This window comes from Actinophytocola sp. (assembly GCF_035942955.1).
In the GTDB taxonomy this organism is placed as follows: domain Bacteria; phylum Actinomycetota; class Actinomycetes; order Mycobacteriales; family Pseudonocardiaceae; genus DASYTH01.
This window is the reverse complement of sequence record NZ_DASZCQ010000121.1, coordinates 1-14,493: the sequence shown is the minus strand read 5'-3', so window position 1 is coordinate 14,493 and position 14,493 is coordinate 1. Positions and strand designations below refer to the sequence as shown.

The following is a 14,493-nucleotide window of genomic DNA, read 5'->3' as shown; positions in this document are numbered from 1 at the left end:
CTCCTGTTCAGCTTCGCCGGCGTCGGCTGGATGTTCTGGATGGCCGGCCTGGTCGCCGCCCTCGTCTACATCGTCGACGTGCGCCCCAAGCTCATCGAGGTCCAACGCGGCAACAAGTGGTGAGGAAGGCGGTCCAGCCGCAGTCGGGGTAGGTGAGGCGCCCGGCGTCCGGGTTCTTCGAATCGCGCACGGCTACGGCCACCCCGGTGAAGGCCACCTCCACACAGTTGCCGCCGCTGCCGTTTTGACCGCTGCGGCTGCTCTTGCGCCAGGTCATCGCGCTCGCCTCGCTCGTCATGGGCGGTCCAGCTCGCCGGCGATCCGCTCGATCAGCGCGACCGAGTCGGCCGGGCTCAATGCCTCGGTGCGGAGCTGGTCAAATGCTAGTTTAGCCGCCCGTATCGCGTCGGCGTCCTCGATGTGCAGCGCTCCTGCGGTGTGCTCGACATACAGCAACTCCGGGTCGCTCGGCTCTGGGAAGCTCACCAGAGTGAAGGCGCCATCCATGCCGCTGTGCGCCCCGTCGCGGAACGGGATTACCTGCAGCGTCACGGTAGGCCAGGCTGCTGCCTCGACCAACTGCCGCAGTTGTTCGTGCACCGTCCTCGGCCCGCCGACCTCGCGGCGTAGTGCCGCCTCATCCACGATGGCGACCAGCTCTAGCGGGTTCTCCTCGTCGGTAAGCCGTCGCTGCCGGATCAGCCGGACCTCGACCTCGTTATCGATCTGCTGCTTGGTTCGCTTGCGGCGGCTACTGGAGAGCAGCGCCCGGACGTACGCCTCGGTCTGCAGCAGGCCGGGCGGGTTGAGCACGCCGAATTCGCGGACCTGCCTGGCGTGCGTCTCGACGTCGATGTAGCCCAGCTCGTCGACGCCGTAGTTGCGGAACCACTGGGGCTTGTTGGCCTCGCGGACCTGGTCGATCAGGCCCTCTTCCCACTGGTCGTACAGATCCATCATCGACCGGATCAGGTGGACGTCCGCCCTGGTCGCGCCGGTCTCGATACGATGCAACGAGCTTCGCGTCTTGTCCAGCCGGGCCGACGCCTCCTCAAGGGTCAGGCCGGCGGCGTCGCGCATCGCCTTGAGCCGGCGGCCGAGGCGGCGGCGGAGGAAGGGCGCGTTGGGTTGCGCATTCACGAACGGCTCCACTGTGTCACGATCAGTTCCCGGATGATCGCACACCGAAATGACAGGAGTGGGATTCTCGGTCATTGGCGGGGGGACGTTTCTCGTCTCGAGTGGACAGTGGGGGCATGGATGCCAAGCTGTTCACATTGGTCAACGCCGAGAACGACAACGAGATCTTCGCCTGGGGCATGGAGATCTCGGACGAGACCCGAACCGAGGCGGTGCTGTACCGGTGGGATCCCCAGATCGGCCAGGCGGCAACCGGCCTGCACCGGTCGGCCGAGGCGGCGCGGGCGCTGTGGGATCGCATCGCGCCCATGGAGCTGCGCTGGGAGATGACCGCGGAGGATGTCCTGAAGATGGTCGATAACCTGAGCCCGTGCAGTGGAGCATCGCCGGAACCCTGACCGTTGAGCCCGCCGTCGACCGGCCGGACCTGCTCGGTGAGCCGGTCCGCAAGGCCATGGCGACGCTGCCCGAGCGGGACAGGCTCGGGGTCGCGGCGATCGATCCCGACCTGGCCGACACCGCCGCGTTCTGCCGGGCCTACGGGTCGCCGCTGGACGCCTCCGCCAACTGCGTGGTGGTGGCCGGCAAGCGGTCGGGCGAGGAGCGGTTCGCCGCCTGCCTGGTGCTCGCCACCACAAGGGCGGACGTGAACAACGTCGTGCGCCGCCGGCTGGACGTGCGCAAGGCGTCGTTCGCCCCGACCGACACCGCGGTCGAGCTGACCGGCATGGCCTACGGCGGGATCACCCCGATCGGGCTGCCCGACGGCTGGCCGCTGCTGATCGACGCGCGCGTGGCGCGGGCCCCGGAGCTGATCATCGGCAGCGGGATCCGGGGCAGCAAGCTGCTGATCTCCGGCCCCGCGCTGGCCGCCCTCCCGCACGCCGAGGTGATCGACGGCCTGGCCCAGTAGGGTCGGATCCGTGGAGTTCCAAGACGTGGTGCGGCGCCGCCGCATGGTCCGCCGCTACGACCCGGACCGCCCGGTGCCGCCGGAGGTCGTCGACCGCATCCTGCACAACGCGGTCCGCGCCCCCTCCGCCGGTTTCTCCCAGGGCTGGGGCTTCCTGGTGCTCGACACGCCGGAGGACATCGACCGCTTCCGCACCGCGTGCCGCCACGAGGAATGGCCGGACGACTACCTCGCCGCCACCGTCCGGGCCCCGCTGCTGATCGTGGTGCACTCCAACAAGGACGTCTACCTCGACCGGTATGCCCAGGCGGACAAGGGTTTCACCGACCGGGACGACTCCTGGTGGCCCGCGCCCTACTGGGACATCGACGCCGGCATGGCCGCCCTGCTGATCCTGCAGACCGCCGTCGACGCCGGCCTCGGCGCGTGCTTCTTCGGCCTGCCCAAGGAGCGGATTCCGGTCTACCGCAAGGCTTTCGGCGTCCCGGACGCGTTCCACCCGATCGGCGCCGTGTCCATCGGCTACCCCGACGACCCCTTGGACGACGACCGCCGCGCCCGCTTCCGTGCCCGCCGCAAGCCCGCCACCGACGTCATCCACCGCGGCCGCTGGAGCACGTGACGCCCACCGGACTCCTCGGGCGGGGCCTTGTTCGCGATGCGCCGCTCCGCCACCCGCTCCCACGCCGCCGCCCACAGCGCGGCCTCGTCCGGAGCGACCCCGAGCGCAAGGACGATCGAGTCGAGCTGGTCGGCCGGTACGAATGACGCCCCGGACAGGTAGTTCGCCAGCGTGCTGCGCGGCACCCCCGACATCGCCGCCACATCCGTCAGCGACAACCGGCACTTGCCCCGCCCCCGCGCGGCCCGCACCCGCAACCGCTCCAACGCCCCCAGCAACTGCTCGTGCGTGTGAATGCCGTCCGGCCGGACCTGGAGTCCGTCAACATCCCACACGACGCGTGAGGCTGCCACACTCAAATGGAGATCACAATAACGTATACCCGATCTTCTGATATTGGTTGCGTGATCGCGCAAAAGATTCTCTGGTGCCAACGAATGGAGGAGTGACAGCCACGCCGACGTGTGCTTGCATCTCCAGTCCGCGGGATTGGGGAGGTAGACGCCCGTGTTGAGGCACAATAAGAAAGAGATCAACCCCGGCGTCGCGGTTCCTTCTTTGGTTCGCTGGGGCCTGTCGGCCGACGCCGACCTGGTGTTTCGCAGCCTTTCGACCTTCGGCTCACAACCCGTCCGCGCGCTCGCGGCGGACCTGGGCCTGTCCACCGACCGCGTCCGGTCGGCGTTGGAGGAGCTCGAGGCTGTCGGCATCGCCCGCCCCATCAATCGAGCAAAAGGGGGTCGTTCCTGGGCGGCGGCGCCGGTAGAGCTGGCGCTTGCGACGGTACGGCGGCGCAGCCGCGAGCCGACCTATCCCGTGCCCCCGACCCGGACGCGCCGAACCCTCGGCACCCAGGGCCTCGGCCGCGACCTCACGAGCCACGCCTTCCGCACCCGCCGCTTGCCCACGCGCTCCGCCACCCGCACCCGCATCGCCGAACTCGTCGCCATGGAACGCTGGGAACACCTGGTGATGAACCCCGAACTGATCTTCTCCCGCCAAGCACTGACCGTTGCGACCCCTCTGGATCTAGCCCTTGTCCGCCGCGGAGTTCACCTCCGCGCCCTGGGCCGCCGCACAGCCGGCAGTGACAAGGCGGTGCCCAACAGCCCCTGCTGCCAGTACCGCGAGTCAGCCGACATTCCCCACCAACTCATGATCTTCGACCGCCGCGTCGCCCTGCTCGCCATCGACCCCGGCGGAACCCTCGAGATCGGCGACCCACCCGTAGTCGCCGCATTGGTCGCCCTCTTCAACCGCCACTGGGACACGGCAACCGATCCCCGCCGGAACGGAGTACCCCCCGTCGTGCTCACCCCCCGCGAAAAGGCCATCATCACCCTCCTCGCCCAGGGACACACCGACACCAGCGCCGCCCAACACCTAGGCCTCTCCACCCGCTCCGTCACCTACACGCTCCGCGGCCTCATGGACCGCCTCGGCGTCGAAAACCGCTTCCAACTAGGCCTAGCCCTCGGCGCAATGGGTGCGGCAACACCGTCACCTCCGGCCAACAACGAATGCGGCCATGAAGGAACCGCATCGTGACGACCCCGGCCCGCCAGCTCACCGCGGCACTGGAATAGGCAACGATCGCCGGGAGCGCCTGGCGTTCGAGTAGTTTCGACGAGCTCGCCACACTACCGCCGTAGCATTCGGCGGCCTCTCATGCGGTCTCGAGCTTTCGGGGCGGGACCGTGCAGGGGTAACCGGGTCTGGGACGTCCACGGATGTCCAAACCCGTCCAGATGTGGCTTGATGATGCCGCCAGCCTGAGAAGGTCGGTTCTCGTGGCGCCCACATGTGGGTGCAACTCAACTGACCTGATGGCACGATAGGACTGTTAGTCATGGGGAGCAGAGGAATCCGAATCATTGGCTTGTCAGTCGCCGGTGTACTCTCGGCGACTTTGGCCACGGCGACTTCCGCGACTGCGGAGGCCGGCGCACCGCAGGGTGCACTGGCCAGTTGCTACGCGCAGAGTTGTGAAGGCAAGTGGCCGGACGCGACCGGCTGCGCGGCGGATGCGTTTACGCCGAGGCAGAATACCAGTCCTGAAGGAATCATTGTCGAGCTTCGATACAGCCCAACCTGCCGGGCGGCATGGGGAAGAATTCGGAGTGGAATTCCTGGCGACCGAGTGCGGGTGCACAGTTCTGATGGGTCGAACTATGCCCGGGAGATCACCTCGGGAAGCGACACATTCACGCAAATGGTGAACGATGCGGGGCTTCTTGCCTGGGCCTGCGTCCGTGCGGCGATCACCAATACCCTCACTTGCACGGGCAGTTACTGAGCTGCTGCGACCCGGCTCAGGTTGTTGATATGGCCGTGTGTGGTGGCCAGGCCGGGATCTCCTTGAGCCGGGTCAATTCCCTATGCCCCGTTGATGCTGATCGAGGCGTTGCTCAGGTCGTTGACGACGCTGCCGAGGAAGCCCTCGATCTCCGTGGGGTACTCCGAGGCGGCGGCCGAGGTGGCGTGCGCCGAGGCGGAGCTGGCCCAGTAGCCGACCTCGTTGCAGGCCTTCACCGAGTAGACCCAGTCCTGGACACCGGCATCCCTCAGCTGGCTCGCCGAACCGTACCCCTGCCCGGAGAGGGTGGCGCACTGCCCGGCCAGCGCCTCGATCTCCTCGCGGCTGGCCGAGTCCACTGTGGCGCGCAGGATCTGCGCCGCCTGCTCGACTGCGGCCACCTCCGCCTTCAGTTGGCCGCACACCGCGTTGATGTACTCGCCGAGCTGGGCCTGCCGGTCCCACTCCGCCTTCTGCTCCTCGCTCGGCTCCTCGTACGGAACGCTCACCGGCTCCTGCTCCGCCGGCGCGCCGTCCTGGCCGGTGATCTGCGAGTACTGGTCCTCGACCCAGTCACCGGCCTGCTCGACCCAGCTTTTCTCCTCTTGATCAGGCATGTCCGCCACTGTGACACGCGCGGGCGCCCGGCTCATGGCCCAGCAGGCCGCGAACCAGGCGCCCGAGCCCGCCCGAAGGGGCATCACCCTCAGGTCGGGGTCTCCTTCAACCGGGTCACCAGCTGCGTCGGGTTGACGAAGCGCAACGCGATCACCAGCAGCACGAGCATGGAGCTGGTGTAGATGACGGCCATGGCGTCGACGGCCTGCTGGGCGCGGATGCCGGCGGAGAACATGGCTTCGTAGAGGGAAACCACGAGGGTCTGGCTGCCGGGGCCGGCGGTGAGGAAGGTCAGCTCGAACATGCCGACCGTGCGGACCAGCACGAGGATGGACGCGGCGAGCATGCCGGGGATCAGCAGCGGGGCGAGGACCCGGGTGAACACGGCGGCGGTCGACGCGCCGCACATCCGGGCCGCCGCCTCGATCTTCGGGTCGATCTGCTCGATGAACGGGGTCATCGTCAGCACCACGAACGGCACCGACGGCACGAGGTTCGCGATGATCACCCCGGTGATCGACCCGGCGAGGTCGAACTTGTACAGCACGGTGGCCAGCGGGATGCCGTAGGTCATCGGCGGCATCAGGATGGGCAGCAGGAACAGCACGGTCAGCAGCTTCTTGCCGGGAAACTGCCGGCGCGCCAAGGCGTACGCGCATGGCCCGCCGATCACGACGGACAGCACGACCACCGCGATCGCGACCTCGAGGGTGACCACGAGCACGTCGAACAGGCTGAGCTCGTTCCAGGCGGTGGTGTACCAGGTGGTGGTCAACCCGTCCGGCAGCCAGGTGCCGAACCACTGCGTGCTGAACGAGTTCAGCACCACGTATGCCACCAGGCCGAACAGGTTGATCAGGAAGAACGCGACCGCGCCCCACACCAACCACGCGCTGGGCCGGGCGATCACGGCACGGGAAGCCATCATCCCTTCCCTCCCGTCGCCCCGCGGTACAAAGTGGACCGCCAGGCGAGCACCAGTCCGATCACGGCGAGCATCACCACCGCCATGATCATCGCGATGGCCGAGCCGAGCGGGAAGTCGAAGTCCCGGAACGCCGCCTCGTACGCGGCGATGGAGATCACCCGGGTCTCGCCCTGCGGCAGCCCGACCAGGTACGCCGACGGGAACACCGAGAACGCCAGCACGAACGTCAGGCAGAACGTGATGGCAAGGCCGGGCGCGAGCAGCGGCAGGGTGATCCGGGTGAACCGGCGCCGCCAGTCGGCGCCGAGCGTGGCCGCGGCCTGCTCGAGGGACGGGTCGATGCCGGACAGGTACGACAGCGTGAGCAGGAACGCGAACGGGAACCCGGTGATAATCAGCGAGAACAGCACGCCCCAGTAGTTGTGCACCAACCGGACCGGCTCGTCGATCAGACCCGACCACTGCAGCGTCTTGTTGAACCAGCCGACCGGGCCGAGGTACTCGATGAGCCCCTCGGCGGTCAGCACGGTGCCCAGCGTGATCGGCACGACCAGGATCGTGGTGAGCAGCCGCTTGCCGCGGAACCGGCCGCGCAGCCGGTAGGCGATCGGGATCGACGCCACCACGTTGATCAGCGCCGCGGGTAGCGCCAGCCGCAGCGTGATCCAGATCGTGTCGAACAGGTACGAGTCGCTGAAGAACTTCTGGTAGTTCGCCAGCGGGCCGCCGCCGTCCTTGGACTGGAACGATAGTTGCAGTCCATAGAGGACCGGGTAGAGGAACAGCGCCACGACGAAGACCACGCCCGGCACCAGCAACAGCAGCACCCGGTCGATGCCCCGCTCGGCCAACCGGTGCCGCAGCGCCGCCTTCTCCTCCGCCCGCGGTGGTTTCTCGAGTGTGGCGGTCATTCCGCCTCCCGCCTGCTACGCGACTCTGCGCGCTGCCGCAATCGCGCCGGCAGGGCTACCGTGAGCGGATTGCCTGCGGCTCTGATGAGAAGCCCTGCCACGCGATTGCGGGCCTTCGGCCGAGGCGCGCTCGGTGGTCGCCCTGAGTGCCGCGCTGTCATGTGGCACCATCCATTTCTCGGGCGAAGACGAGCACCCGCTCCGGCGGCACCGCGAGCCGGACGCTGTCGCCGGGCGCCAGCCGGCTGACCGTGCGCACGTGCAACCGCTGCCCGCCGGCGAGGACGGCCTCGACGACCTGCTCGTGCCCGTGGTACTCGACGATCTCCACCCTGGCCGTGACGGCGTTCTCCACGCCGTCGCCGACCACGGAGAAGTCCTCCGGCCGGATCGCCGCCACGGCCGGTCCGCTGGACAGCTGGTCGCGGTTGACCCCGACCAGCTCGATGCCTTCGCCGCCGACCGCGACCCGATCGCCGTCGAACGACTGCACGGTGACCGGAACCATGTTGCGGTAGCCCATGAAGCCGGCCACGTACCGGTTCACCGGATGCGCGTAGACCTCTTCCGGCGAACCGATCTGCTGCACCTCGCCGTCGCGCAGCACCACCAGCCGGTCGGCGAGGGCCAGCGCCTCCTCCTGGTCGTGCGTCACGTACACCGTGGTCAGCCCGAGGGACTGGTGCAGCCGCCGGATCTCGGTCCGCATCTCCAGCCGCAGCGCCGCGTCCAAATTGGACAGCGGCTCGTCCATCAGCACCAGCCGCGGCTCGAGCACGATCGCCCTGGCGATGGCCACCCGCTGCTGCTGCCCGCCGGACAGCTGCGCCGGAAACTTGTGCGCGTGCGACGTGAGCTGCACCAGCCGCAGCGCCTCCTCGACCCGCCGGTTGCGCTCGGCCCGCGCGACCTTGCGCATGGACAGTCCGAACGCGATGTTGCGCCGGACCGACATGTGCGGGAACAGCGCGTAGTTCTGAAATACCATGCCGAACCCGCGGCGCTCGGGCGGCAGCTGGTCGATTCGCTTGCCGTCCAACCAGATCGCCCCGGCCGTGAGCGGCAGCAGCCCGGCGAGGCAGTTCAACGCGGTGGACTTCCCGCACCCGGACGGACCCAGCAGGGCGACGAACTCGCCGCCCTTGATGGTCAGGTCCATGTCCCGCAACGCGACCTGGTCGCCGAACGCCCGCCGCACGTGGTCGACGTGCAGCTCGGCGAACCGTTGCGGCGCGGTCATTGCCGGGTCTTCCCGCTGCCAACCTCGCGGTCCCACTTCTGGAACGCCTGCACCTGCTGGGCCGCCGGCAGCGAGGTCTCCTTGGGGTGCGCCTCGATCAGCGCGTCGTACTCGGGCCGGCCGAACTTGGCCAGGGCGTCCTTCGACTCCTGCGGCGCCATGTCCAGCGTGACGCCCTTGACCGCCGGGCCGGGATAGAAGTAGCCCTTGTCGTACGCCTTGGCCTGCTGCCTGGGATCCAGGATCCACTTGATCAGCGCGAGGTCGGCGGCCAGCACGTCGGCCGGGACACCCTTGGGGATCACGGCGTAGTGCGCGTCGGTGACCCAGTGGAAGCCTTCCAGTGTGGCGGTCTTCATGCCGGCCGGCACGGTGCCGAGCACCCGCGGGTTGATGTCCCAGCCGGTGGTGCTCGCGATGATCGTCGACGTCCCGTTGGCCAGGTTCTTCATCGTGTCCGTGGTGCCCTTGGGGTAGTAGTCCACGTACTGGCCGAGCTCCTTGAGGTAGGCCCAGGTCTTCTCCCAGCCGTTGACCGGATCCTTGGGATCCTTGTCACCGAGGATGTACGGCAGGCCCATGAGGAACGTGCGGCCGGGACCGGAGTTGGCCGGCTGGGCGTACTGGAACTTCTTGGGGTTCGCCTTGGCCCACTCGAGCAGCTCCTGCGCGGTCTTCGGCGGGTTGGGCACCTTGGCCGGGTCGTACTCCAGCAGCGGGCCCGACGGGTAGTAGGTGATCGTGATGCCCTGGCCCTGCGCGAGCTTGTGCATCGCGGCCGCCGGCTCGAGGTAGTTCTCCTCCAGGTCGGGGAACTTGGCGTCGTAGTCGGGTTGCAGCCGCAGCACCAGCTGCTGCTCGATCACCGCGGACAGCCCGTCGGTTCCGGTCAGCACCAGGTGGGTCTGCGACGCGCCGCCCTGCTGCTCGGCCTTGAGCTTGCCGGGCATCTCCGGGGCGGTGGCCTTGGTGTAGGTCACCTTGCTGACGATGTCCGGGTTGGCGGCCTTGAACTCATCGATCATGCCCTGGGTCAGCTGCAGGTTTCCGGCGACGTCGAGGATGTTCAGCTCGACCGGCTTGGACGGCTTGTCGGGCACCGTGCTCGGGGCGTTGGCCGGGGTGTTGGTCTCGGGTGCGCCGCAGGCCAGCGCGGCGACGAGTAAGGCGGACAGGGTCGGCGTGCCGAGCAGGGACCGCGTTGTCCTGCGCATCTCTCTGGCTCCCTCGGGTCTGGTCCGTTCGGTTCACATATGTGGACGGTGCCCACACTTGCGGCTGTGGTATAGGCAACCGCTTTCCTATCTCTCCCGTCTAGACTCGTGCAGCAATATTTTCATCCGATGACTGCCCGGTCTCGGTTTACCCCGCGTATGGCTCCGGGTTCTTGCCTGGCCGGGCGAGGAACTCGAAGTCGCAGCCCCGGTCGGCCTGTGTGACGTGCTCGTAGTACAGGGCACCATAGCCCCGTTCGAACACCGGTTCGGGCGGCGTCCACTCCGCCCGGCGCCGGGCCAGCTCCTCCTCGGGCACCTCCAGTCGCAGCGTGCGGTCGGCGACGTCCAGAGTGATCGGATCACCGTCCCGAACCAGCGCGAGCGGACCGCCGACGTGCGCCTCGGGCGCGACGTGCAGCACACACGCGCCGTAGCTGGTGCCGCTCATCCGCGCGTCGGACACCCGGACCATGTCACGCACACCCCGCTTGAGCAGCCGGTCGGGGATCGGCAGCATGCCGTACTCCGGCATGCCGGGCCCACCCTTCGGGCCGGCGCCGGCGAGCACCAGCACCGAGTCCTCGGTGACCGCAAGGCCCGGGTCGTTGATCCGGTCCTGCAGATCCCGGTAGCCGTGGAACACCACGGCCGGGCCGGTGTGCCGGAGCAGCTCCGGCGCCGCGGCCACGTACTTGATCACCGCACCGTCCGGCGCGAGGTTGCCGCGCAGCACCGCGACGCCGCCCTCTGTCGACAGTGGACTATCGAGCCGTCGGATCACGTTGTCGTCGTGCACGATGGCCCCGGCCAGGTCCTCGCCGAAGGTCCTGCCGGTGACCGTGATCCGGTCGGTGTGCAGCCGGTCGCGCAGCCGGGCCAGCAGCGCCCGCAGCCCGCCGGCGTAGTAGAAGTCCTCCATCAGGAACCGCCCGCCGGGCCGGATGTCGGCCAGCACCGGGGTGGTCCGCGCGATCCGGTCGAAGTCGGCCAGGTTGAGCGGAACCTGGCTGCGCCCGGCCATCGCGATCAGGTGGATCAGCGCGTTGGTCGACCCGCCGAGCGCCATGACCGTGGCGGCGGCGTCGGCGTAGGCGCGCGAGTCGAGGATCCGCGACGGGGTCAGGTCCGCCCACACCAGCTCCACCGCCCGCCGCCCGCTGGCCGCGGCCATCCTGTTGTGCGCGGAGTCCACGGCCGGGATCGACGACGCGCCGGGCAGGGTCAGGCCGAGCGCCTCGGCCGCCGACGTCATCGTGGACGCCGTGCCCATCGTCATGCAGGTGCCGGGCGAGCGGGCCAGGCCGGCCTCCAGCTCGTCCCACTCCTCCGCGCCGATCGTGCCGGCCCGCCGCTCGTCCCAGTAGCGCCACATGTCCGTGCCGCTACCCAGCGTCTCGCCGCGCCAGTGCCCGCGCAGCATCGGCCCGGCCGGCACGAAGATCGCCGGCAGGTCGGCCGACGCCGCGCCCATCAGCAGCCCCGGGGTGGTCTTGTCGCAACCGCCCATCAGCACCGCGCCGTCCACCGGGTACGACCGCAGGATCTCCTCGGTCTCCATGGCCAGCAGGTTGCGGTACAGCATCGGGGTCGGCTTGCAGAACGTCTCCGACAGTGTCGAGACCGGGAACTCCACCGGGTAGCCGCCGGCCTGCCACACCCCGCGGGCCACCTGCTCGGCGCGCTCCCGCAGGTGCATGTGGCACGGGTTGATGCCGCTCCAGGTGTTCAGGATGGCGATCACCGGTTTGCCGAGGTGCTCCTCGGGGTTGAGCCCGAGCTGGCGGCTGCGCGCCCGGTGGCTGAACGCGCGCAACCCCTCGCCGCCGTACCACTGGTGGCTGCGCAGGTCCTCCGGCCGCTTGGTCATGGCTCGTCCCGCAACCCCCAGGACGCCAGGATCTCCGCGATCCGCGCCCGCTCGACCGGGCCGAGGATCCGGCTCGGCGGCCGGATGTTCCGCTGGCACAATCCGAGCTGCGCCAACGCCTCCTTCACCACCGAGACGTTGTTGGCCGACTCGTTCGCCGCCCGCAGCTCCTCGAACGGCCGGATCTCCTCCCAGAGTTGCATCGCCCGTGGATAGTCTCCTGTGGACAGTGCGGTGTGCATCCGCTGGGACAGCTCCGGGCTGACGTTGGCCAGCCCCGAGGTGAACCCCGTGGCGCCCACCGCCCAGTAGCCGGGCGCCGCCAGCTCGGCCAGCCCGTCCACCCAGGTGAACCGCTCGAGCCCGGCATCCCTTGCCACACAAGCGAACCGCACCGGATCGGGCACCGCGTACTTGACCCCGATCACGTTGCGGCAGGCCTGGCCGAGCGCGGCGATCTGCGCGCCGCCGATCCGCGGGTTGCGCACGTAGAGCACCACGCCCAGCTCCGGCACCGCCTCGGCGATCGCGCGGTGATAGTCGACCCAGCCGTCCAGCGACACGTACGGATGCACCGGCTGGTGCACCATGATCCCGTCGGCGCCCACCGCCCTGGCATGCCGCGCCGCGGTGATCGCACTGGCCACGTCGTGCCCCACCCCGCACAGCACCGCCGCCTGCCCGTCGGCCGCCCGCACGCTCAGCTCCACCGCACGCTCGGCCTCCGACGTGGACAGTGCGTAGAACTCGCCGGTGTTGCCGTTCGGCGTCACCACGGGAATGCCGGCGCCCACCATCCGCTTCACCAGCTTGACGTAGGCGGTCTCATCCACCGACCCGGTCTCGTCGAACGGCGTGACGGTGATCGCCACGACCCCCGCGAGCCGGCCGGCCAGCTCATCCGGTCCCATCGGGCAACCCCTCGACCACTCGGTCGGCGAACATCTGGATGTGGCGGCGCATCAGCTCGGCCGCCCGGTCCGCGTCGCCCTGCTCCGCGGCGAGCAGCACCGCGCGGTGCTCATCGATCTCGGTCTTCCACGTGGGCCGGATTCCCCAGCCCGCAACGGTGATCAGCGCGGTCTGGTCCCGCAGGTCGTCCAGAATGGCAACCATCAACGGGTTCCCGCACCCGGCGTACATGGCCCGATGGAACCTTCGGTTGATCAGGCTCATCCGCCCCTGGTCCGGGCCGTCCTTGGCAACCCGCTGAGCCTCCGCCAGCACGTCTCGCGCCTCGCTCAGGTCGGCCTTGCGGCGCACCGCCCGCCGCAGCGCCTCCGGCTCCATCAGCACGCGCACCTCGTACACGGCGCGCACCAGCTCGGCGTCCACGATCCGCACCGAGGCGCCCTTGTACGGGCTCATCGCGACCAGTCCCGAGCCGGCCAGCGTCTTGAGCGCCTCCCGCACCGGTGTCTTGGAGACGGCCAGCCGCGCCGCCAGCTCCGCCTCGACCAGCGCTTGCCCCGGCCGCAACTCGCCGTTCAGGATGGCACCCTTGATCGACTCGAGAACGAAGTCCGTCCTCGACGCCGGCGGGGCCGCCGTGGGCACCGGCTGATATATCATATACCGGACCCTAGATCCCCTGCTCCGCGGCGTCAACGGCATACGCCTCCAGCAACGCGACGGCCTCGGCCGGCTCGTCGGTCACCAGCAGCCACCGCTCCGCCTCCCGCCCTTGCGCCAGCTGCTGCACCAGCACCGCCGCCGGCACCTGCCTGGTCCAGAAATCCCGGCCGAGGAACACCATCGGCGCCGGCGGCCCGAACGACGCGTAGTGGTTCTGGGCGTAGTCCTGAAACACCTCCTGCACCGTCCCCGCACTCCCCGGCATGTAGATCACCCCACCCGTCGCCACGCTCAGCAACCCGTCCTCCCGCACCGAGTTGGCGAAATACTTCGCATGCCTGCCACAGAACGGATTGGGCGGCTCATGCCCGTAAAACCACGTAGGAATACCGATCGTGCGCGCCCGCTCGTCGGCGTCCGGCAACTCCACCCGCAACCCCGCCGCCAGCCACCGCCCGATCCCCTCCGGATCACTCCCGAACTCGGGCACCTCCCCAAGCACCTGGACCGCACCGTCCACAGCAGACTCACCCCACCCGGACAGCCGCACCCCCAACGGAACCGCCTCCATCGCCCCGGGCCCACCCCCGGTCAGCACGGTGAACCCCAAGTGGCTCCGCCCGATCGCCACCCCCAGCTCCACCGCCGCCCGGTACGCCCCCGAATCCCGCCGCAGCGCATGCCCACCCATCACCGCCACCGGCCGCCGCCCCACCAGCTCCGCTCCCAACGCCTCGGTGATCGCATGATCGTGCAGCCGCTCCGCCAACGCGTGCAACGGATCCGGCTGCCGCCCCTGCTCCCTGGTATGCCGGTATACCCGTGCATCCACAGTATCCACATAGGACTGTGGATACTCCGGCTCAAACCCCGCAAACAGCTCCTCGGGCGTATACAACCGCGTCCGGTACACCTCGTACGGCAACTCCGGAATACTCGGAAACAGCAGCGCCCCGGCCGCCTCCGCCCGCCGCGCCGTCCCCGGACTCACCACACACCCCAGCAACACCGCCCCATCCATCGCGGTCCGCAGCAGCCGATCATCCTCGGGATCCGTAAGGTCCAACCCCGTCAGCAACGCCCCCCGCAGATCCCTCCCCGCCGCCCGATGCGCCCGCAGCCCCACCAGATCGCTGATCTCGACCCGCACCCACCCACCCTACGAG

General features: G+C 69.1%; 18 protein-coding genes. 6 read left to right on the top strand and 12 right to left on the bottom strand.

The genetic code is table 11. From position 1 onward, the window contains the following. Nucleotides 1-123, top strand: a 123-nt coding sequence (locus tag VGX25_RS11925; RefSeq protein WP_326917727.1) for a DUF2516 family protein, incomplete at its 5' end; no start/stop codon positions are given. Here the strand turns inward: VGX25_RS11925 and VGX25_RS11920 are convergent. Together VGX25_RS11920 and VGX25_RS11915 are read right to left on the bottom strand one after the other, a co-directional pair. Next, entirely contained in the window at nt 92-277 is a 186-nt protein-coding gene (locus VGX25_RS11920) for a DUF397 domain-containing protein (protein WP_414635773.1), read from the bottom strand. The genes VGX25_RS11925 and VGX25_RS11920 overlap by 32 nt on opposite strands. Before the next feature lie 17 nt (nt 278-294). Then, nucleotides 295-1,140: a helix-turn-helix transcriptional regulator gene (locus VGX25_RS11915; RefSeq protein ID WP_326917725.1), complete on the bottom strand. Its 846-nt coding sequence runs from the start codon at nt 1,138-1,140 to the stop codon at nt 295-297. 116 nt (nt 1,141-1,256) lie between these two features. Here VGX25_RS11915 and VGX25_RS11910 point away from each other — a divergent pair, with 116 nt between their 5' ends. The 3 genes from VGX25_RS11910 to VGX25_RS11900 are packed head-to-tail and all read left to right on the top strand — an operon-like array spanning nt 1,257 to nt 2,675. Further along, nucleotides 1,257-1,538 carry a hypothetical protein gene (locus tag VGX25_RS11910; protein WP_326917724.1) on the top strand — a complete coding sequence of 94 codons (282 nt, stop codon included), beginning with the start codon at nt 1,257-1,259 and terminating at the stop codon, nt 1,536-1,538. Further along, nucleotides 1,511-2,053 (top strand): YbaK/EbsC family protein, encoded by a 543-nt coding sequence (locus VGX25_RS11905; protein WP_326917723.1) that lies wholly within the window; start codon nt 1,511-1,513, stop codon nt 2,051-2,053. Before VGX25_RS11910 ends, VGX25_RS11905 begins: the two co-directional genes overlap by 28 nt. Nucleotides 2,054-2,063: 10 nt before the next feature. After that, entirely contained in the window at nt 2,064-2,675 is a 612-nt protein-coding gene (locus VGX25_RS11900; protein WP_326917722.1) for a nitroreductase family protein, read from the top strand. Here the strand turns inward: VGX25_RS11900 and VGX25_RS11895 are convergent. Then, nucleotides 2,576-3,010 (bottom strand): helix-turn-helix transcriptional regulator, encoded by a 435-nt coding sequence (locus tag VGX25_RS11895; RefSeq protein WP_326917721.1) that lies wholly within the window; start codon nt 3,008-3,010, stop codon nt 2,576-2,578. The two genes, VGX25_RS11900 and VGX25_RS11895, sit on opposite strands and share 100 nt — an antisense overlap. Nucleotides 3,011-3,182: 172 nt before the next feature. On the opposite strand from VGX25_RS11895, the gene VGX25_RS11890 reads away from it, so the two are divergent. Both VGX25_RS11890 and VGX25_RS35660 read left to right on the top strand, forming a co-directional pair. Further along, entirely contained in the window at nt 3,183-4,223 is a 1,041-nt protein-coding gene (locus VGX25_RS11890) for a helix-turn-helix transcriptional regulator (RefSeq protein ID WP_326917720.1), read from the top strand. 301 nt (nt 4,224-4,524) lie between these two features. Next, on the top strand, nt 4,525-4,971 hold the full coding sequence (locus VGX25_RS35660) for a DUF2690 domain-containing protein (protein WP_414635772.1): 447 nt from the start codon (nt 4,525-4,527) through the stop codon (nt 4,969-4,971). Between the two features lie 80 nt (nt 4,972-5,051). On the opposite strand, the gene VGX25_RS11885 is transcribed toward VGX25_RS35660, so the two are convergent. The 9 genes from VGX25_RS11885 to VGX25_RS11845 all read right to left on the bottom strand — a co-directional run bounded on the left by VGX25_RS11885 (nt 5,052) and on the right by VGX25_RS11845 (nt 14,477). Further along, on the bottom strand, nt 5,052-5,588 hold the full coding sequence (locus VGX25_RS11885) for a hypothetical protein (RefSeq protein WP_326917719.1): 537 nt from the start codon (nt 5,586-5,588) through the stop codon (nt 5,052-5,054). Between the two features lie 89 nt (nt 5,589-5,677). Then, nucleotides 5,678-6,517, bottom strand: coding sequence for an ABC transporter permease (locus tag VGX25_RS11880; RefSeq protein ID WP_326917718.1), 840 nt, complete (start codon nt 6,515-6,517; stop codon nt 5,678-5,680). Then, nucleotides 6,514-7,428 carry an ABC transporter permease gene (locus VGX25_RS11875; RefSeq protein ID WP_326917717.1) on the bottom strand — a complete coding sequence of 305 codons (915 nt, stop codon included), beginning with the start codon at nt 7,426-7,428 and terminating at the stop codon, nt 6,514-6,516. Before VGX25_RS11875 ends, VGX25_RS11880 begins: the two co-directional genes overlap by 4 nt. Nucleotides 7,429-7,585: 157 nt before the next feature. Next, on the bottom strand, nt 7,586-8,668 hold the full coding sequence (locus VGX25_RS11870; protein ID WP_326917716.1) for an ABC transporter ATP-binding protein: 1,083 nt from the start codon (nt 8,666-8,668) through the stop codon (nt 7,586-7,588). Continuing rightward, complete coding sequence (locus VGX25_RS11865) at nt 8,665-9,882, bottom strand: extracellular solute-binding protein (protein WP_326917715.1); 1,218 nt, start codon at nt 9,880-9,882, stop codon at nt 8,665-8,667. The genes VGX25_RS11870 and VGX25_RS11865 overlap by 4 nt, the downstream gene beginning before the upstream one ends. A 148-nt stretch (nt 9,883-10,030) precedes the next feature. Further along, nucleotides 10,031-11,752 (bottom strand): L-arabinonate dehydratase, encoded by a 1,722-nt coding sequence (araD, locus tag VGX25_RS11860; RefSeq protein WP_326917714.1) that lies wholly within the window; start codon nt 11,750-11,752, stop codon nt 10,031-10,033. Next, complete coding sequence (locus tag VGX25_RS11855; protein ID WP_326917713.1) at nt 11,749-12,663, bottom strand: dihydrodipicolinate synthase family protein; 915 nt, start codon at nt 12,661-12,663, stop codon at nt 11,749-11,751. Before VGX25_RS11855 ends, araD begins: the two co-directional genes overlap by 4 nt. Beyond that, nucleotides 12,650-13,324, bottom strand: coding sequence for a GntR family transcriptional regulator (locus VGX25_RS11850; protein ID WP_326917712.1), 675 nt, complete (start codon nt 13,322-13,324; stop codon nt 12,650-12,652). The genes VGX25_RS11855 and VGX25_RS11850 overlap by 14 nt, the downstream gene beginning before the upstream one ends. Nucleotides 13,325-13,334: 10 nt before the next feature. Further along, complete coding sequence (locus VGX25_RS11845) at nt 13,335-14,477, bottom strand: hypothetical protein (protein ID WP_326917711.1); 1,143 nt, start codon at nt 14,475-14,477, stop codon at nt 13,335-13,337. Nucleotides 14,478-14,493 lie beyond the last annotated feature (16 nt).